Annotated in this window: 22 protein-coding genes; 11 read left to right on the forward strand and 11 right to left on the reverse strand. The window is 40.4% G+C overall.

What is annotated here, in order from left to right:
• Positions 1-532 precede the first annotated feature (532 nt).
• From rpsF to rplI, 3 genes are read left to right on the forward strand one after another with little or no spacing between them, the layout of a single operon-like run.
• Entirely contained in the window at positions 533-997 is a 465-nt protein-coding gene (gene rpsF, locus CXF95_RS04960; RefSeq protein ID WP_101197662.1) for a 30S ribosomal protein S6, read from the forward strand.
• Positions 997-1,224: a 30S ribosomal protein S18 gene (rpsR, locus tag CXF95_RS04965; RefSeq protein ID WP_101197663.1), complete on the forward strand. Its 228-nt coding sequence runs from the start codon at positions 997-999 to the stop codon at positions 1,222-1,224. The genes rpsF and rpsR overlap by 1 nt, the downstream gene beginning before the upstream one ends.
• A gap of 15 nt (positions 1,225-1,239) precedes the next feature.
• A complete protein-coding gene (gene rplI / locus CXF95_RS04970; protein WP_101197664.1) occupies positions 1,240-1,692 on the forward strand; it encodes a 50S ribosomal protein L9 in 453 nt (150 codons plus the stop codon).
• A gap of 81 nt (positions 1,693-1,773) precedes the next feature.
• Here the strand turns inward: rplI and CXF95_RS30360 are convergent, their stop codons facing one another.
• Positions 1,774-1,920 carry a DUF5655 domain-containing protein gene (locus tag CXF95_RS30360; protein WP_232787655.1) on the reverse strand — a complete coding sequence of 49 codons (147 nt, stop codon included), beginning with the start codon at positions 1,918-1,920 and terminating at the stop codon, positions 1,774-1,776.
• A 155-nt stretch (positions 1,921-2,075) separates the two neighbouring features.
• Positions 2,076-2,711, reverse strand: a complete 636-nt coding sequence (locus tag CXF95_RS04980) for an MOSC domain-containing protein (RefSeq protein ID WP_101197665.1) — start codon at positions 2,709-2,711, stop codon at positions 2,076-2,078.
• A 98-nt stretch (positions 2,712-2,809) separates the two neighbouring features.
• Between CXF95_RS04980 and CXF95_RS04985 the strand changes: the two genes are divergently transcribed.
• Genes CXF95_RS04985 through CXF95_RS04995 form a run of 3 tightly spaced genes read left to right on the forward strand, consistent with a single transcriptional unit; the run spans position 2,810 to position 4,847 of the window.
• Entirely contained in the window at positions 2,810-3,376 is a 567-nt protein-coding gene (locus tag CXF95_RS04985; RefSeq protein WP_101197666.1) for an RNA polymerase sigma factor, read from the forward strand.
• Positions 3,369-3,869 (forward strand): hypothetical protein, encoded by a 501-nt coding sequence (locus tag CXF95_RS04990; protein WP_101197667.1) that lies wholly within the window; start codon positions 3,369-3,371, stop codon positions 3,867-3,869. The genes CXF95_RS04985 and CXF95_RS04990 overlap by 8 nt, the downstream gene beginning before the upstream one ends.
• A gap of 27 nt (positions 3,870-3,896) precedes the next feature.
• Complete coding sequence (locus tag CXF95_RS04995) at positions 3,897-4,847, forward strand: hypothetical protein (RefSeq protein WP_101197668.1); 951 nt, start codon at positions 3,897-3,899, stop codon at positions 4,845-4,847.
• Between the two features lie 475 nt (positions 4,848-5,322).
• Here the strand turns inward: CXF95_RS04995 and CXF95_RS05005 are convergent, their stop codons facing one another.
• Positions 5,323-6,174: a TonB-dependent receptor domain-containing protein gene (locus CXF95_RS05005; RefSeq protein WP_101197670.1), complete on the reverse strand. Its 852-nt coding sequence runs from the start codon at positions 6,172-6,174 to the stop codon at positions 5,323-5,325.
• Between the two features lie 8 nt (positions 6,175-6,182).
• Positions 6,183-7,154: an octaprenyl diphosphate synthase gene (gene ispB / locus CXF95_RS05010; protein ID WP_101197958.1), complete on the reverse strand. Its 972-nt coding sequence runs from the start codon at positions 7,152-7,154 to the stop codon at positions 6,183-6,185.
• A gap of 253 nt (positions 7,155-7,407) precedes the next feature.
• Between ispB and rplU the strand changes: the two genes are divergently transcribed.
• From rplU to cgtA, 3 genes are all read left to right on the forward strand, one after another.
• Positions 7,408-7,719, forward strand: coding sequence for a 50S ribosomal protein L21 (gene rplU / locus CXF95_RS05015; RefSeq protein WP_101197671.1), 312 nt, complete (start codon positions 7,408-7,410; stop codon positions 7,717-7,719).
• Positions 7,720-7,734: 15 nt separating this feature from the next.
• The gene (gene rpmA / locus CXF95_RS05020) at positions 7,735-7,989 is read left to right on the forward strand and encodes a 50S ribosomal protein L27 (RefSeq protein WP_007642966.1); all 255 of its coding nucleotides are present in this window, start codon (positions 7,735-7,737) and stop codon (positions 7,987-7,989) included.
• Between the two features lie 139 nt (positions 7,990-8,128).
• Positions 8,129-9,283 (forward strand): Obg family GTPase CgtA, encoded by a 1,155-nt coding sequence (gene cgtA, locus CXF95_RS05025; protein ID WP_101197672.1) that lies wholly within the window; start codon positions 8,129-8,131, stop codon positions 9,281-9,283.
• Between the two features lie 18 nt (positions 9,284-9,301).
• Here cgtA and CXF95_RS29485 read toward each other — a convergent pair whose 3' ends face one another.
• Both CXF95_RS29485 and CXF95_RS05035 read right to left on the reverse strand, forming a co-directional pair.
• Positions 9,302-10,285: a PA2778 family cysteine peptidase gene (locus CXF95_RS29485; protein WP_157828072.1), complete on the reverse strand. Its 984-nt coding sequence runs from the start codon at positions 10,283-10,285 to the stop codon at positions 9,302-9,304.
• A 14-nt stretch (positions 10,286-10,299) separates the two neighbouring features.
• Entirely contained in the window at positions 10,300-10,671 is a 372-nt protein-coding gene (locus CXF95_RS05035; protein ID WP_101197673.1) for a PA2779 family protein, read from the reverse strand.
• Positions 10,672-10,920: 249 nt separating this feature from the next.
• Between CXF95_RS05035 and folA the strand changes: the two genes are divergently transcribed.
• On the forward strand, positions 10,921-11,427 hold the full coding sequence (gene folA, locus CXF95_RS05040; RefSeq protein WP_101197674.1) for a type 3 dihydrofolate reductase: 507 nt from the start codon (positions 10,921-10,923) through the stop codon (positions 11,425-11,427).
• Here the strand turns inward: folA and CXF95_RS05045 are convergent.
• Positions 11,402-11,848, reverse strand: coding sequence for a hypothetical protein (locus CXF95_RS05045; RefSeq protein WP_101197675.1), 447 nt, complete (start codon positions 11,846-11,848; stop codon positions 11,402-11,404). The genes folA and CXF95_RS05045 overlap by 26 nt on opposite strands.
• Before the next feature lie 207 nt (positions 11,849-12,055).
• Between CXF95_RS05045 and tpx the strand changes: the two genes are divergently transcribed.
• A complete protein-coding gene (gene tpx / locus CXF95_RS05050) occupies positions 12,056-12,550 on the forward strand; it encodes a thiol peroxidase (RefSeq protein ID WP_101197676.1) in 495 nt (164 codons plus the stop codon).
• A 76-nt stretch (positions 12,551-12,626) separates the two neighbouring features.
• On the opposite strand, the gene rpoS is transcribed toward tpx, so the two are convergent.
• The 4 genes from rpoS to CXF95_RS05070 form a co-directional block, all read right to left on the reverse strand.
• A complete protein-coding gene (gene rpoS, locus CXF95_RS05055; protein WP_101197677.1) occupies positions 12,627-13,610 on the reverse strand; it encodes an RNA polymerase sigma factor RpoS in 984 nt (327 codons plus the stop codon).
• Between the two features lie 66 nt (positions 13,611-13,676).
• Positions 13,677-14,528 carry a peptidoglycan DD-metalloendopeptidase family protein gene (locus CXF95_RS05060; protein WP_101197678.1) on the reverse strand — a complete coding sequence of 284 codons (852 nt, stop codon included), beginning with the start codon at positions 14,526-14,528 and terminating at the stop codon, positions 13,677-13,679.
• Complete coding sequence (locus tag CXF95_RS05065; protein ID WP_101197679.1) at positions 14,528-15,472, reverse strand: DUF368 domain-containing protein; 945 nt, start codon at positions 15,470-15,472, stop codon at positions 14,528-14,530. The genes CXF95_RS05060 and CXF95_RS05065 overlap by 1 nt, the downstream gene beginning before the upstream one ends.
• Positions 15,469-16,107, reverse strand: a complete 639-nt coding sequence (locus CXF95_RS05070) for a protein-L-isoaspartate(D-aspartate) O-methyltransferase (RefSeq protein ID WP_101197680.1) — start codon at positions 16,105-16,107, stop codon at positions 15,469-15,471. Before CXF95_RS05070 ends, CXF95_RS05065 begins: the two co-directional genes overlap by 4 nt.
• Between the last annotated feature and the right edge of the window lie 48 nt (positions 16,108-16,155).

Below are 16,155 nucleotides of genomic sequence, written 5' to 3' on the forward strand. Positions count from 1 at the left end.
CAGCATTTGTGTGTTGTAACATAAATCGGATTTTAGTCGGCAAAGCCGATGCTCTTGACCTACCCTCGACTCAAAGCTCGCCACTTTTCTACTCATTTTTGTAGGTCAATCGCCATGGAAAGGCGATTGAGTAATAGCTCGTCGGGAACGAATTATTACGACCTGCAAAAATGAGTAGAAAAGTGGAAGAAGAGCTTTGCCCTCGAGCGGACCTTTTTGTTTACTTTTTGTGACTGTAGTCAAAAAGTAAATCATTCAGAAGGGATTCTGTGTGAAAAAAGCCATGGATGGCAGTAAGCGTAAGCGCATGCTTTTAAACTCCTATCAAGGCATGAATCGCCGAACAATCTACCCAATCCCCCCTAAATAACTGAAAAACAAACTTTTTACTGGCTATAAGCCAAATAAATCTTGTACAAAAAGCCCAGTTTATATACAATCCGCGCCGCTTAAAACAGTCACTACTTTTAGTTCCTTGTCTCTATATAGCTTGACTGTGCTATCGAGGCTACAACCGTGAGGAGCAACATATATGCGTCATTATGAAATCGTATTTATGGTTCACCCTGACCAGAGTGAACAAGTTCCAGGTATGATCGAGCGTTATACTGGAATTCTTACCCAAGATGGCGGCACTATCCACCGCTTGGAAGATTGGGGCCGTCGTCAATTGGCTTACCCAATCAATAAACTTCATAAAGCACACTATGTTTTAGTAAACGTTGAAGCGACTGCTGAAGCTGTTGAAGAGCTAGAAACTGCTTTCCGTTTTAATGATGTTGTTCTGCGTAACCTAGTTATGCGTACCAAAGATGCTGTTACTGAACAGTCTCCTATGGCTAAAGAAGAACGTCGTGAAAAGCGTGATGAAAAACCTTTTGAAAAGTCTGCTGAGAAGCCGGCCGAAAAGCCTGCTGAGAAGTCGGCCGAAAAGCCTGCTGTTGCTGCCGTTGAAGAAACAGCCGCTCCAGCTCCTGTAGAAGAAGGGGATAAATAATGGCTCGTTTTTTTAGACGTCGTAAGTTCTGTCGTTTTTCTGCTGATGATGCTCCTGCGATAGATTTTAAAGATATCGCTATGTTGAAAAATTACATCACTGAAAGTGGTAAAATTGTACCTAGCCGTATCACTGGGACTAGCGCGAAATATCAGCGTCAGTTGTCAACTGCAATTAAGCGTGCGCGCTTCTTGGCGTTGCTTCCATATACTGATTCTCACAAGTAATCATAGGTAGCAAAGATGGAAATCATACTATTAGACAAGATCGCTAACCTAGGCGGCTTGGGTGACAAAGTCACTGTAAAATCAGGTTATGGGCGCAACTTCTTGTTTCCGCAAGGTAAAGCAGTTCCGGCTACTAAAGCTAATATAGAAAAATTTGAACAGCGCCGTGCTGAGTTGGAAGCAAAAATTGCTGAACAACATGCTGCAGCACAGGCTCGTGCAGATAAAATCACTGCGTTGGGTGAAGTAACTATCGCTTCTCCTGCTGGTGATGAAGGTAAATTGTTTGGTTCTGTCGGTACACGCGATATAGCTGCTGCAATTACTGCTGCTGGTGTTGAAGTGACAAAATCTGAAGTTAAATTACCTGTTGGTACTTTACGTGAAACTGGCGAATTCGAAATCGATTTGCAAATTCACTCAGACGTTACTGCCACTATCAAGTTGGTTATAATTCAAGAAGCGTAATGGCTACTTGTTTTTGAGCATCTAAAAACACCGCTAACTTAGCGGTGTTTTTTTATGTCTATTGTTTGGTGTTTTTAACCGTTACTTCGCTTGTTCATAGGCTTCTTTAATCCATTTTATTAGTTCATTATCAACTTGGTCTAATTCTGTGAGTTGCACTCTATGTGTGCACATTGTGCCGAATGGTCCTGATTTCTCCAGTCTTTCACTGTGAGGTGTGTCATTCAATTTAAGACCTAAATCGATTCGCTTTTTGGTCGACGGTTGAATAAGCGCGAATTGTCTTGTTTGCTAAATGACTGTTGAGACAATAATAACTTCCACTGATCCAGTGTTTTACCGGTTTTCTGTAGTAAATTTTGTTCCATAACTTGGCTCATGTTCTAAGTTAATTGATATTTGTTTTGCAGCCGTTTTTGCCATTCATGATCAAGGCCTGTGGCATTAGTTGTAAGCTGAACAAAGTGCGATTCAGCCTTACCATGAATCACTTTAAGCATAGTATCTACAGTGACATTTGTATTCGGTCTTTGCTGCAACAGGAATTTATCATTTAGCGTGATGTCACCGGCCTGCAAAACCCGGTAATACCAGCCGTTGAGTCTATGCTGGCTAATAAATTGATTTAAATCAGGTTGTTTCAACTTTGCATCGATTTTCCAACAGGGAATGCGTGGCGAGCTAACTTGTAAAACGCAGCTACCCACTTTGTAGATATCACCAATACACACATTGTGCTCATTCATATCAGTGGCTGACAGGTTTTCGCCAATGGCTCCTGACTTGGCTTTTCTATACAGAAGAGGGTAACGTTTGATGATTTTTTCATAGCTGCATAAGGCATACTGATGTAAGGCTTTCTCTGGGCCGCCATGGAAACGTTTATCAGCCTGAATGTCGCCTATGATACCTAATTCATCCACAGATACTTGTTCTACCGGTTGCTTGTAGATACCCGTTGGACTGCGCTTTTCACCAATGTTAGATAACTTTCCCAAATATAAACCAATGATTTTCATGATTATTTTCACTCATTATAATTATTTTTTTGGTGCTTTAAACTTTAATGATCTACTCTGCGACTAATCTTATAACACAACAAGAGTAAGACGTTAGATTGACTATCCAAGGAAACGTTGTCGATGCTCAGCATAAGTTTGCCACAAAAAGTGAGTGGGACTTAATAAAAGCTGTGCAGAGCGGAGATAAACAAGCTTATAACCGATTGTATCAAGCATACATTGGGCAAGTGTATGGGCTGTGTTATCGACTGACAGGCGAAAAGATGTTGGCTGAGGATGCAGCACAGGAAGTGTTTATTCAGTTGTGGAGAAAAATTGGCAATTTTAAAGGTGATAGTAAGTTTTCAACTTGGCTGCACACTGTGACCTCTAACATTACGATTTCTTATATACGTAAGCAAAAAGGTTGGCTGCAAAAGATGTTTAATATTGAGGACTCTGTGGCTATGAATGCGCATGCTGAAGAGTCGAGCAGTAGTGTTGATATCGAAAGTTATGTGGCAAGACTGCCGGACAGAGCACGGATTGTGTTTGTGCTGCATGCAATTGAGGGCTATCGACACGAAGAAATTGCCACTATGACCGATATGGCAGTGGGCTCGAGTAAAGCGCAATTTCACCGTGCCAAGCAGTTGTTGAAGGAGTGGATGGCATATGAGTAAAACTAATTTTGAACAGGCCTTAGCGGACCAGCTAGCCGACTTAAATAAAGAGCAACAGCCAGATAGGGATTTATGGCCGGGCATCGAGTTGGCATTGTCGAGTGAAACTTTAGAGCCATCACGTGTCGTGGTGGCAAAGAAAATGTACTTGGTGGCAGCTACGGTGGCTATGTTTGCATTGATTGGCTGGTTATCGGTTAACCAGCAGGCTGTTTCGTTAACAGGTGATGATTTGGTTGCATCATTAAGTGCACAGCATCTAAAACAAAAAAATGCTTTATTGGTCAGATTTCAAGATCAACCTGCACTGACCCAAAATTGGCAAAACCAACTAATGGAATTAGATGACGCTGCAGACGCGATTAAAAGGGCGTTAGAAAATGAGCCAAACAATATGGCCCTATTAAAGATGCTACAAAGTGTGCATCAACAACAAATTAATTTAATTCAGCGCGTGCATTCACCGAAGTGGCAACAACTGTCACAAATTTAAAGTGCTGAATTTTTAGGAGTATAAAGAATGAAAAAGTTATTAATTTTTGCTGGGTTTCTATGCCTGAGCTGGACTGCTTTGGCTGATGAAAAGATTAACCGTTCACTGGACGTATCGAAAACCCCTTATGTGCAAATTGAGCATGTAAATGGTTCTGCCAAGGTGATTGCTTGGGATAAATCCGAAGTTAAAGTAACAGGTACTTTAGGCGACAGAACAGAAAAGTTTATCTTTGAAAAAGACGACAATGAAGTGCTTATCAAAGTCAAAGTAGAGAATAACCGTGGTTGGAACAACTGGGGGTCAGATAATGGCGACGATTTAGAAATATTTGTTCCTCGTCAAAGCAAAGTGTACTACAGCGCAGTCAATGCTGATGTTGAACTAGTACAAGTGCGCGGTGGCGCAAGAGTTGAAACAGTGAACGGCGCTATTGATGTAAAAGAGTTGGCTGGGCGTATACGTCTCGAGTCAGTCAATGGTCGAATAACAGCCTCTAGTTTAGAGGGAGACGTAAAGATAGATACTGTTAACGGCACAATTGAGTCCCGTAGTTCAAAAGGAAAAGAAGACTCCTACGAGTCGGTGAACGGCAATATTGAAGTCTTTAGTGAGAGTGGCGATATCAATGTAGAAACCGTTAATGGTGATATTGGCTTAGAGCTTGGCAAGGTCAATCAGTTGAATATGGATACCGTAAATGGCACGATAGACGTGAGGTTGGAACTTGCTGAAAATGGTGAAATTGAAGCGTCATCAGTAGGTGGCTCGATTCGTCTTTATTTACAAAGCGATGTATCTGCCAGATTCGATATTGAAGGTCATGCTGGTGGCAATATTACTAATAATTTATCTGCTGATAAAATGCAAAAAGCGAAGTATGGCCCTAATCGTTGGTTAAAGTTCTCTGTAAATGGCGGCAGTGCAAAAGTGAATGTGTCAACTGTGAGTGGTAGGGTGAAGTTGGATAAGAAGTAGCATTTGATATAAAAAAGTCCGATAGTTAATATCGGGCTGTTCAGTCAAAGCTAAGTAAATACCTCACCATTAAAAATACTGCTCCTAGTCTAATGGTATAGCAACTTCCCCAATGTTGTGTTGCAGCAAGATCATATCTCCTAGGCTTATCGTCAAGAGGTTATCAATACTGTGCTGGTTAATAAATATCTAAAAAATATGGCTCTGGAAAAAGCCAATCATCGTGCACATATCAGTCAATATCACTTTGCTGACATTTAGTAGGATAGGTAAGACTTTTCTTTTGGGGGATGATGCTATTGACTGGGAGTGTAGTGGACAGAAGCACTATATAAGGTTTAGGGCTGACATGAATTGTGTTCGAATTAGCACATTACTATTTATACAAATCATTAAGCAAAAAGAACTAAGCAAAAAAAACCACAAATTTAACTTGTGGGTTTAGCTTATTACTTTCAAATAAGTTTATTGATGTTTAGAATTTCGCGTTAAAACGAACACTAAATCTTCGACCTAATCTCTCATCAAGACCAAAGTGACCTGCTGCAAAACCAATAGTGCCAGCACCGTCTGGTTTACGATCAAGTAGATTTTGAAGATTCACCTGAACCGAAGCAGATTCAGTTATAGTGTAACTAACACTCAAGTCATGAATGAAGCGAGCATCAGTTTTATTGCCAAAGCTGCCTGAATATACACCGTCAGCATCTTCAGTATAGTTAGCAGAATATAAAGTCTGGTCTAGTGAATCAATTTTCACAGCATCCTGCCAGCGCATTCTGTGGCTCACAAGAAAGTCTTCAATTTCAAGGTTGTAGTAATCTACAGCAATCTGCAAACCTTCAACATAGTCAGGTGTATATATTAATCCGATAGAATACGAATCGTTGGTTTCAGGCTCCAAATCTGGATTCCCAGATATTAAACCACCAGAAATAGTACCGTCTTGGATATCTGATACAAAAGTAGTTGTATCAATACCAAGTGATTCACAGTTTGCTTTACGCACCGATGGATTCGGCCCTAAACCAACAGTACGACTATCACAAGGATCAGCACCATTAATAAATGATTGTTGCTCAGGTTGGAACAATTCATTAATCGACGGGTTACGGAAGGCCGATGCAAGTGTGGCTCGTATCGCTAAATCGTTATTAACTCCCCATTTTAAACTTGCTTGGTAAACATCAGCGTCAGTGGTGCGGTTATCGAAGCCAGCAGGTACGTTGGTAGTAAAATCTTGAATTCTGTAAGCGCCACTAAATTCAAAGGATTGAACAAACGATATTTTGTTGTCTTGATTTGGCGAGTAGTCTTTCTTAAACATAATTTATGTCATGCTGCACGCTCAACTGCGATGGTTGCTAATCCGATCAATGCGTCTTTATAATGTGACATAGGTAAAATGGCTAAAGCTTGAATGGCTTTTTCTGATGCGTCAATTGCCTGTTTTTTTGTGTACTCTAATGCGCCTGTTTCTTTCATTGATGACATGATTTTGGCAAAATTTTCCATTCCATCACCAGTTTCAATCGCACGTTTAATGGTCTCTGTCTGTTCTTTTGAGCCGTTCCACATAGCATAAAGTAAAGGTAATGTTGGTTTGCCCTCAGCTAAATCATCCCCCACATTCTTACCCATTGCTTCTGGATCTGCTGCATAGTCAAGCATGTCGTCTACTAATTGGAAGGCGGTGCCCAAGTATTTTCCATACTCTTGCATAGCGAGTTCGATTTCTTCATTTTGATCCGTTAATACAGCAGCAAGTAAAGTAGCGGCTTCAAATAAACGCGCCGTTTTGCTGTAAATTACCTGCATATAGCTTTCTTCGCTAGTTTTTGGATCGTTACAGTTCATTAATTGAAGAACCTCACCTTCAGCTATCACATTGGTCGCATCAGACAAAATTTGCATTACGCGCATACTTTTTAAGCTAACCATCATTTGAAATGAGCGGGTGTAGAGAAAGTCTCCTACTAATACGCTGGCTTGATTACCAAACACGGCATTGGCTGTTTCTTGACCGCGACGCATAGTGGACTCATCAACTACGTCATCGTGCAGTAAGGTGGCAGTGTGAATAAACTCGATTATGGCGGCTAAGGTATGATGCTGATCTGTTTGAATATTAAGGGCTCTTGCAGCAAGTACAGTCAAAAGGGGTCTTAAACGCTTGCCACCACTATTGACAATGTAAAAGCCTAACTGGTTAATCAAAGATACTTCTGAATCAACCTGTTGTTGGATTAACTCGTTTACCGCCAGCATATCTTTATAAGCGAGTTGATTAATCGTTTCTAATTTCATACTGCCATTTTTACCCATTTTTTAATGAAGTTGAGTTGCGCGATGTAAATCCACAAGGGGATTTTACAGAAATTTATCAGGGTATCCAGTGGCACTTTGGTTTGATACCGCGAAAAATCTAAGCTTAGATTAAAGCGTTTGATATTTAACCAAATTAATTCGGAAATGTGCTTGATTGGCGTTATCTGTTCACGTACAATTCGCCGCCTGTTTTTGAATATAAGTGTCAAGAGACACAGTGCGGAGTTTAATTATGTACGCGGTTTTCCAAAGTGGTGGCAAACAACACCGTGTGGCTGAAGGTCAGACCCTTCGCCTAGAAAAAATCGAAGTGGCTCCAGGTGAGTCAATCGAATTTGATGACATCTTAATGGTAAGTAATGGTGACGATATTAAAATTGGTACCCCTTTTATAAGTGGTAGCAAGGTTACAGCTGAAGTTGTAACGCACGGACGTGGCGATAAAGTTAAAATCGTTAAGTTCCGTCGTCGTAAACATTCACGTACCCAAATGGGTCATCGTCAGTGGTTCACAGAAGTGAAAATCACTGGTATAAGCGCTTAATAGGAGTATATACAAATGGCACATAAAAAAGCTGGTGGTAGTACTAACAACGGCCGTGATTCAGAAAGTAAACGCCTAGGTGTTAAGCGTTACGGTGGTGAGTCAGTTTTAGCCGGTAACATTATTGTTCGTCAACGTGGTACTAAATTCCACGCGGGTAACAATATGGGTATCGGTAAAGATCATACTTTATTTGCTTTATCAGATGGTAAAGTTCAGTTTGAAGTAAAAGGTCCTAAAAATCGTAAATTTGTGAGCATAATTGCTTAATTAGCAATAACTCATAGATTTTTTAAAAGCCCCGCTTTATGCGGGGCTTTTTGTTGAACTGGTAAAAAGTGAATCCCTTTTTAGGATTCAACAGACTATACTGGATTCAATTGAGTAACATTCAAGGTGTCGTTAAGTAATGAAATTTGTAGATGAAGCTGATATCCGCGTTGATGCAGGTAATGGTGGTAATGGTGTGGTCGGTTTTCGCCGCGAGAAGTATGTGCCTGATGGTGGTCCAGACGGCGGTGATGGCGGTGATGGCGGCAGCGTCTATTTGGTTGCAGATGAAAACTTAAACACTTTGATAGATTACCGTTTTGAACGATTTCATCGTGCTGAGCATGGTAAAAAAGGCCAAAGTGCTAATTGTACTGGCAGAGGCGGTGTTGATTTAGAAGTCAAAGTGCCCGTTGGAACTCGTGCAACTGACAGTGAAACGGGTGAAGTATTGGGCGATTTGACCAAGCATATGCAACGCATGAAAGTGGCCCAAGGTGGTTTTCATGGCTTAGGTAATGCTCGTTTTAAAACCAGTACTAATCGCGCGCCACGACAAAAATCCGACGGTACGCCGGGTGAAGTCAGACACCTAAGATTAGAATTGATGTTGCTTGCCGATGTGGGTTTACTTGGTATGCCCAATGCTGGTAAATCTACTTTTATCCGCAGTGTTTCAGCAGCTAAACCTAAAGTAGCCGATTATCCCTTTACAACCTTGGTGCCGAATCTAGGTGTTGTACGTTTAGACGCAATGCGCAGTTTTGTTATTGCTGACATTCCTGGGTTGATTGAAGGAGCAGCTGAAGGTGCAGGTCTTGGCATTCAATTCTTAAAACATTTAGAGCGCTGCCGTGTGTTATTACATTTGGTTGACTTAATGCCAGCAGATGGTTCAGACCCTGTAGTAAATGCTAAAGCCATTGTTGCGGAACTTGAAAAATACAGCCCGAAATTGGCCGCTAAACCACGCTGGTTAGTCTTCAATAAAATCGATTTGATGCTCGAAGATGAAGCCAACGAGTTGTGCAAGCAGATTGCAGATGCACTTGAATGGCAAGGTGAGTATTTCCAAATTTCAGCATTCCAGAAAATTGGTACACATTCATTGTGTATGAAATCCTTGGACTTCATTGAGGCACTGCCACCAGAAGTTGAACCTGAAATTAAGGATGAAGAGTCGGGGTTCAAATGGGATACCTATCATAAAGATACAATCGAAGATGCTTATGATGATGACGACTTTGATGATGATGATGACTCTGGCGTAGAAGTGGTTTACACCAAGAGATAACCAATAAACGCGTCATTACTATATTGTGTATGACGCGCAATGATCTTGTAGCGATGTTTCACTGGGTACCGAGATTAAATCAAATTCAATCTGTGTTGAGAGTAAGTTTTGATCATTAGGTGCTAATTTCAACGCAGCTTTTATTAATTTTTTTGCCTCGTCGATACAGCCTTGTTGCACTAATGCATAGCCATAATTATTGAGGTATTCTGGCTTGTCAGCAGCATACTTGTATCCTTTGCTAAACCAACTTGCCGCTTCGTCTGAAATATTCAGATAATGATTGCCCAGCAAAAAGTAAGATAACCATTCTTGAGGCCAATCTTTGGTCGCTGTGGTTAAGTGATTTAGTGCCGCTTCATTTTTGCCAACTTTGAGCATATCATGAGCCGCTTTAGTGTAAATAAATGGGTCTAAGTACCTATGAGTTTGCCCTGACTTTAACAAAGCCAATACCCAATAGTTTCCTCTTTGCCACACTCTTTCAAACAATTCGTAGGACATCTCGTGTGCTTGTGTCTCACCGGTATGTAAGATAATTTTTTTTTGTATTTGGTCATAACCAATCACTAAGGCGTAATGCCACATTGGAAACCAGGATGTCGCAACATTTTGGAAAACAATGACGGGCACATTATTGTCAATAAGTGAAAATAGAGTCTCGAAGTCAGATTGTGTGGAGTAAGGTAACAGCCCATATGATCTGGCGGCTGATATCATTTCTAATTGTAAACTGCCTTCTCGACCTGGGATAAATAAACTTTTCGCTATAGTTTCTGGTGTTGTCGAATGACCATAAAAATTCAATACTTCAGATAGCGTTGTGGGACCGCAAAAGAATTTTTGTTGTGGGTAAAAAGGGACATCTTTTATCAACTTGCTAGAGCTGACATTATTCAAAATAGAACCGCTAAGTCTTTCAGCTTGAGGTGTATTTTGACAGCCTTGTAATAATAGCAGTGAACCAGTTAACGCACCGATCCACCACTTATTGTTAAGCATTAAAGCTAAGCCAATTATATAGGTCGGATAAAAGGATAAACGTCTGTAATACCCATTAAATCAAGCACTGCTACGACAACGAGTACCGTCACAACTGTGCCTACAATTCCCCCAGCAGGCGCTTCGTTTAACTGCCTATTCAGCTCGTTTACCTCTTGCGGAGTCAAAGCATCTAATCTTCTTAGCGCGTCGTCCGCGCTTACGCCTAGTGCAATTAATTTAGTTTGCACAGTGGCATCATCTATCATATTTAGGACTTGTTGTTTATTGTAATTAAACTGTTGAAACTGAATAACTTGCTCAGAAGTATAAACTCCGGCTTGTGATGCCCCTGACAAAGCGAAACCTAATATGGCCGCGCAAGATAAAGACTTTAAGTATTTCATTCTATCTCCAAAAAATAAATTCAATAATGACAAAGCGAGTTTTAGGCCATCAATCGCATTTTTCTAGCCTATACAAGTTAACGAATTCCATAATATATGCAACTAACGTTATATTTTACATTGCATTGCACAAAGTGTTTGCACTATATTTTATCAACATTACATAGGTTACCCATGTCAACTGTAAGTTAAGTTGTGTAAAATTAAATGCATTATAATCGATATAAATATTCAAAAATGAAGATATCAATGATTGCTGCTATGGCCAATGACCGAGTCATTGGTGCTGATAATGCTATGCCTTGGCACTTACCTGCAGATCTAAAACATTTTAAAAAAATCACCCTCGGCAAACCTATTATTATGGGTCGTAAAACCTATGAGTCTATTGGTAAGGCTTTACCTGGACGACTAAACATAGTGGTCAGTTCTGATATGCATTTTAAGCTAGCAGATGCAACTGTGGTGCATGGTTGTGAACAGGCCATAGACATTGCAGTAGAATTTTGTAGTCAACAGAAAATCGCAGACCCAGAAGTGATGATAATAGGCGGGGGCACCATTTATAAGCACTTCCTAGCATTTTGTAATCGACTTTATTTAACTCACATTGATTTGAAAGTCGTTGGTGATACATTTTTTCCTGATTATGCAGCCAAATATGATTGGAAAGAATTAGAAAATGAAGCGCATCAGTCAGAGTCGCAAAACCCTTATGCCTACCGTTTTATTACTCTTGTAAAACAGGCTGTTTAGGTTTTGACAGCAAAGTATAGGTATACGCGTAACCATAAATAGCGGTAATCAAAATACTAGGTGTAACGGTCAACCATAAGTTAGGTGTTTGGTTAACCCAGTTAACACTGATGGCAATGCTTGATTGGAATGCAATGGGCAACAGAGGCGCCAACAAACTGCCAGGGATGACATTGTTACTTAGATATTTTGCTGAATTATCGAGCGCTTTTTTAAAGGTTTTAAAAATAGCAATATTTTGTGAAGTCCTAGAATGCACGGTGCAGATAATTGGCACAACAAACATCAGGGATAAGTAACTTTCACCGAATTTAGACACTGATTTTTCTAAAATGAAGGTAAACAAGATGGTAATAGTTGCACTTAGGGTGCCCTGTACTAAGGCAGATCTTAGCACTAATCCCTGATCATCTGTAGCCATTGAGTTAGCCCAATATGACCAAGCAAAGTAAAAACAAAACGAGATAACCGCTGAAATAATTAGTCTGATTGTAGAGTTCATGATGTCATTTTGTGATGGTGAATATCATTAATCATAGTACTCACATAAATACTATCTAGCGACTGTTATCTCATTATGCTATTTTTTTGAACTACAATAGAGAATTAACTCATTAGGAATTGAAAAATGGCTACAGTAACATTGCAAGGCAACGCGTTTAAGACTACAGGTCATTTACCTAAAGTAGGTTCGAAAGCGCCTAACTTTACTTTAGTCGAAGTCGACTTATCAGAGACTACATTAGCAGATTACGCAGGTTCAAAACTGATCCTGAATATTTTTCCTTCAGTGGATACAGGGGTGTGTGCCACTTCAATCCGCACCTTCAATCAAAAAGCTAGCGATCTGGATAATACTAAAGTGTTATGTGTGTCAGCTGACTTGCCTTTTGCTGCAGCAAGATTCTGTGGTGCAGAGGGCATTGACAATGTAGCCACAGGCTCCAGCTTTAGAGGAAGTTTTGGCGCTGATTATGGTGTGAGTTTTAGTGATGGCCCTCTGGCTGGGTTATTGTCTCGTAGCGTGGTAGTGATTGATGAAAAAGGCTTAGTTGTCTACACAGAACAGGTTGCTGAGACTACTGATGAGCCAGATTATGCAGCGGCTACTGCTGCATTATAAATATTCAGAATAATTAAGTTATCATTAAAAAAGCCTCAAATGAGGCTTTTGGAATTTAGTGGGACTTGCATATAACCTAACTAAGCTTATTAAATAAAGCGTCTAAGCCTAAACCTTTGTGACCCAACATATCTTTCAAACGACGCAGGGCTTCAACCTGAATCTGACGAACCCTTTCTCGGGTAAGGCCAATTTCTACCCCAACATCTTCAAGGGTTGAAGGTTCGTAACCTAACAGTCCAAAGCGCCTTGCTAACACCTCACGTTGTTTCGGATTAAGGTCTTCTAACCATTTTATGATATTTAGTTTAATGTCTGAGACTTGTAAATCTTCCTCAGGGCCATGGCCTTTGTCATCAGCAATAATATCCAGCAAAACCTTGTCGTTTTCACCACCTATAGGCGTGTCAACCGAGGTGATTCTTTCGTTTAAACGCAACATTTTGGTGACGTCATGAACAGGTTTGTCTAGGGACTCAGCAATTTCTTCAGCAGTAGGTTCATGATCGAGCTTTTGGGAAAGCTCTCTAGCTGCACGGAGATAGACATTTAATTCTTTAACTACATGAATGGGTAATCGAATTGTACGGGTTTGGTTCATGATGGCCCGCTCAATGGTTTGCCTAATCCACCAAGTGGCATAAGTGGAGAATCTGAAGCCCCGCTCAGGATCAAATTTTTCAACGGCTCGAATAAGGCCTAAATTTCCCTCTTCAATCAAATCAAGTAATGCTAAACCACGGTTATTGTAGCGTCTGGCTATTTTGACTACCAAACGCAGGTTACTCACGATCATTCGTTTTCTTGATGCTACATCACCTTTTAAGGCGCGGCGTGAAAAATATACTTCTTCTTCTGCAGATAATAGTGGGGAAAATCCAATTTCGCCTAAATACAATTGGGTTGCATCGAGATTTTTGGGTTTATCTTCTTTATTGGCTAGAATATCTTCCAGCTGTTCTTCGGCTTTTTTTTCGGCCTTGGCAAGTTCTCGCTCTACTGCATCTTCAATATCGCTAAAAGCATTAACTTCCACTACAACAGTATTTTCTTGACTCATAATCATTATTCCTTAACGGTAGTGTTTCTTCAACTTCTCCTGATATGTTTTTATTATGTATTATTATTATCTTTTAGGTAGATAGCGCAAAGGATTAACGGATTTTCCTTTGTACCTTACTTCAAAATGAAGCTTAACCTTATCGGTTCCACTTCTACCCATAGTGGCAATTTTTTGGCCTGCCGTTACCCACTGCTGTTCTTTCACTAACATATTGTCATTATGTGCATAGGCCGTTAAATAAGCGTCGGAATGCTTGATAATGACTAATCTTCCAAATCCACGTAATGCATCGCCCGTGTAGACTACTTTTCCATCGGCGGCTGCCAAAATTGGTAACCCAAGTATCCCTGAAAAATCCAAGCCTTTGTTGCCTTGTTCTTTGGCCGAAAAACCTCTTGAAACAGTTTTATTTGAGGGCCAATGCCAACGCTTAACTCGATCAGGAAATTGACCGGTAGCAGATCCAATTGGATCCTTGTTTGTTTTTTGTACACTTTTACCATACGCCTGCTTTTTAGAGGGGTCAACAGATTGATTTATAATTATTTTAGAGGTCTGGCCAGTGGCATTGTTGGACTTTAGCGGTATTGACTTTGGTAACTCAACTAGAGTCAAAATTTGCCCAGGTTGTATCTGATAGGGAGATGAAATTTTATTTATTCTTGCTAAATCTCTATAATCATTACCTGAATACCAAGCAATAGAATACAAGGTATCACCGGCTTTGACTGGATATGTCTTTGCTGAATAAGCCTGTCGTTCAAAATCTCTAAATGTTTTACCTTGATACAGCTCAGATACTGGAGCGGGTTGACTGCGGTTTGAACAGCTTGTATTTATTAAACAGTAAAATAGAAAACCTATAATAATAAATATGTTTTTAGATACTGCTGTTTTTTGGTTAGATATAGTCATTAATGATTAGCTGGTTTTTGGCCTATTTTCTCTAAAGCAATAACCATTAACATGCCAAATATCATTAACATCATGGCGGACCACATATAGGAGGGTTGAGTGTTTAACGTTTCAAAGGTGTGCGGCAATATATTGTTTTGTAGAAGAGGTATCTCTTTACCATGGCGATCGATCACCGACTCAAGGGTTTGTTTCCATGGCCAGACTTTGTTTAAAGAGCCCAGCATAAAACCACCTAATAAGGCCAAGGTCATTGTTTTATAATGTTTAAACATCCAAGTTAGTACATGGGAAAAACTCAATAAACCTACTACACACCCGCTGGCAAATATGCTTAAAGTCGCCAATTGTAATTCCTTCACCGCTATTAACATCGGCGCATACATACCTAGTAGCAGCAATATGAAACTGCCAGAGATGCCCGGTAAAATCATGGCACAGATAGCAATCATGCCAGATAAAAATACGATGATAGGAGAGGTTTCGATGGTTGTCGGGGTGATAGTCGTAATAAAAAACGCACTAACCGTGCCAATTAAGAAAGTAGCAACTACGCTTATTTCCCATTTTTCGATATGCCGTATGAGAGACCAAACTGCGGCTAATATCAGTCCAAAAAAGAATGACCATAGCAAGATTGGATGATTAGTCAGAAGATACAACACTACTCTGGATAAGGTTAAAATACTGATGATAATCCCACTGAACAGTGCCAGTAAAAAGCCACCGTTGATATGCTGCCAAGTGGCTTTCAAGCCATCTTGAAACAGCATTCTCAATCCACTGACGCCACATTGTTTAAGGGAAAATATAAGTTCTTCATAAATACCCGTTATAAAAGCAATGGTGCCGCCAGACACGCCTGGCACTGCATCCGCAGCGCCCATTAATATGCCCTTTGCGGCCACACCTGCATAACCACTCTTTGATCTTAAGGTTTTCAAATAATATCTCCGGCCACTAAAGGCACAAACCTAACTGCTTCGATAATCTTTGATTCAAATTCATCTTCGCGTTTGGTAATACAATGTAACTGCTGATTTTCTTCTCCAACAGGGATAATTAAACGGCCACCATCATTCAGTTGCTGATATAAGGTTTCTGGCATCGAGCTAGCAGCGGCCGTGACTATAATGGCATCATATGGACCTTTGCTGCTCCAGCCAAACCAGCCGTCACCATGTTTCATTTTCACATTATGTAAGTCCAGTTGGTTCATTCGTCGTTTGGCTTGAAATTGCAGCGTTTTGATTCTCTCGACTGAATATACATTCGCGAACAATTGCGCCAGTACTGCTGTTTGGTAACCCGAGCCTGTGCCTATTTCCAACACGGTTTGGGCTGGGTTGTCAGTCTCTAATAATAACTCTGTCATTCGCGCTACTATGTAGGGCTGGGATATGGTTTGACCCTGACCAATAGGTAAGGCAGTATTTTGATAAGCTTTGTGTTTCAGGGCATCAGGCAAAAAAATCTCTCTAGGCGTTTTGGCTATAGCGTTCAGCACCTTGGTATTCTTAATACCTTCTTTATGTAGAAGTTGAGCAAGGCTTTCACCCTTACGTGATGTTAATCTCATGTCATGCCTATTTTTATTCTTATTGGGTGTAATTTTCACTCTAGGGTG

The organism is Paraglaciecola sp. MB-3u-78 (assembly GCF_002835935.1).
Taxonomy (GTDB): domain Bacteria; phylum Pseudomonadota; class Gammaproteobacteria; order Enterobacterales; family Alteromonadaceae; genus Paraglaciecola.

Excerpts from the sequence above, each read along its gene's own strand:
- CXF95_RS05005 (WP_101197670.1), bottom strand. The coding sequence starts at position 6,174 with ATGTTTAAGAAAGACTACTCGCCAAATCAAGACAACAAAATATCGTTT.
- CXF95_RS04995 (WP_101197668.1), top strand. The coding sequence starts at position 3,897 with ATGAAAAAGTTATTAATTTTTGCTGGGTTTCTATGCCTGAGCTGGACT.
- tpx (WP_101197676.1), top strand. The coding sequence starts at position 12,056 with ATGGCTACAGTAACATTGCAAGGCAACGCGTTTAAGACTACAGGTCAT.
- rpsF (WP_101197662.1), top strand. The coding sequence starts at position 533 with ATGCGTCATTATGAAATCGTATTTATGGTTCACCCTGACCAGAGTGAA.
- rpoS (WP_101197677.1), bottom strand. The coding sequence starts at position 13,610 with ATGAGTCAAGAAAATACTGTTGTAGTGGAAGTTAATGCTTTTAGCGAT.
- cgtA (WP_101197672.1), top strand. The coding sequence starts at position 8,129 with ATGAAATTTGTAGATGAAGCTGATATCCGCGTTGATGCAGGTAATGGT.
- rplU (WP_101197671.1), top strand. The coding sequence starts at position 7,408 with ATGTACGCGGTTTTCCAAAGTGGTGGCAAACAACACCGTGTGGCTGAA.
- rpsR (WP_101197663.1), top strand. The coding sequence starts at position 997 with ATGGCTCGTTTTTTTAGACGTCGTAAGTTCTGTCGTTTTTCTGCTGAT.
- CXF95_RS05045 (WP_101197675.1), bottom strand. The coding sequence starts at position 11,848 with ATGGCTACAGATGATCAGGGATTAGTGCTAAGATCTGCCTTAGTACAG.
- rplI (WP_101197664.1), top strand. The coding sequence starts at position 1,240 with ATGGAAATCATACTATTAGACAAGATCGCTAACCTAGGCGGCTTGGGT.
- CXF95_RS29485 (WP_157828072.1), bottom strand. The coding sequence starts at position 10,285 with ATGCTTAACAATAAGTGGTGGATCGGTGCGTTAACTGGTTCACTGCTA.
- CXF95_RS04990 (WP_101197667.1), top strand. The coding sequence starts at position 3,369 with ATGAGTAAAACTAATTTTGAACAGGCCTTAGCGGACCAGCTAGCCGAC.
- CXF95_RS05060 (WP_101197678.1), bottom strand. The coding sequence starts at position 14,528 with ATGACTATATCTAACCAAAAAACAGCAGTATCTAAAAACATATTTATT.
- CXF95_RS05070 (WP_101197680.1), bottom strand. The coding sequence starts at position 16,107 with ATGAGATTAACATCACGTAAGGGTGAAAGCCTTGCTCAACTTCTACAT.
- CXF95_RS04980 (WP_101197665.1), bottom strand. The coding sequence starts at position 2,711 with ATGAAAATCATTGGTTTATATTTGGGAAAGTTATCTAACATTGGTGAA.
- ispB (WP_101197958.1), bottom strand. The coding sequence starts at position 7,154 with ATGAAATTAGAAACGATTAATCAACTCGCTTATAAAGATATGCTGGCG.
- rpmA (WP_007642966.1), top strand. The coding sequence starts at position 7,735 with ATGGCACATAAAAAAGCTGGTGGTAGTACTAACAACGGCCGTGATTCA.
- CXF95_RS05035 (WP_101197673.1), bottom strand. The coding sequence starts at position 10,671 with ATGAAATACTTAAAGTCTTTATCTTGCGCGGCCATATTAGGTTTCGCT.
- folA (WP_101197674.1), top strand. The coding sequence starts at position 10,921 with ATGATTGCTGCTATGGCCAATGACCGAGTCATTGGTGCTGATAATGCT.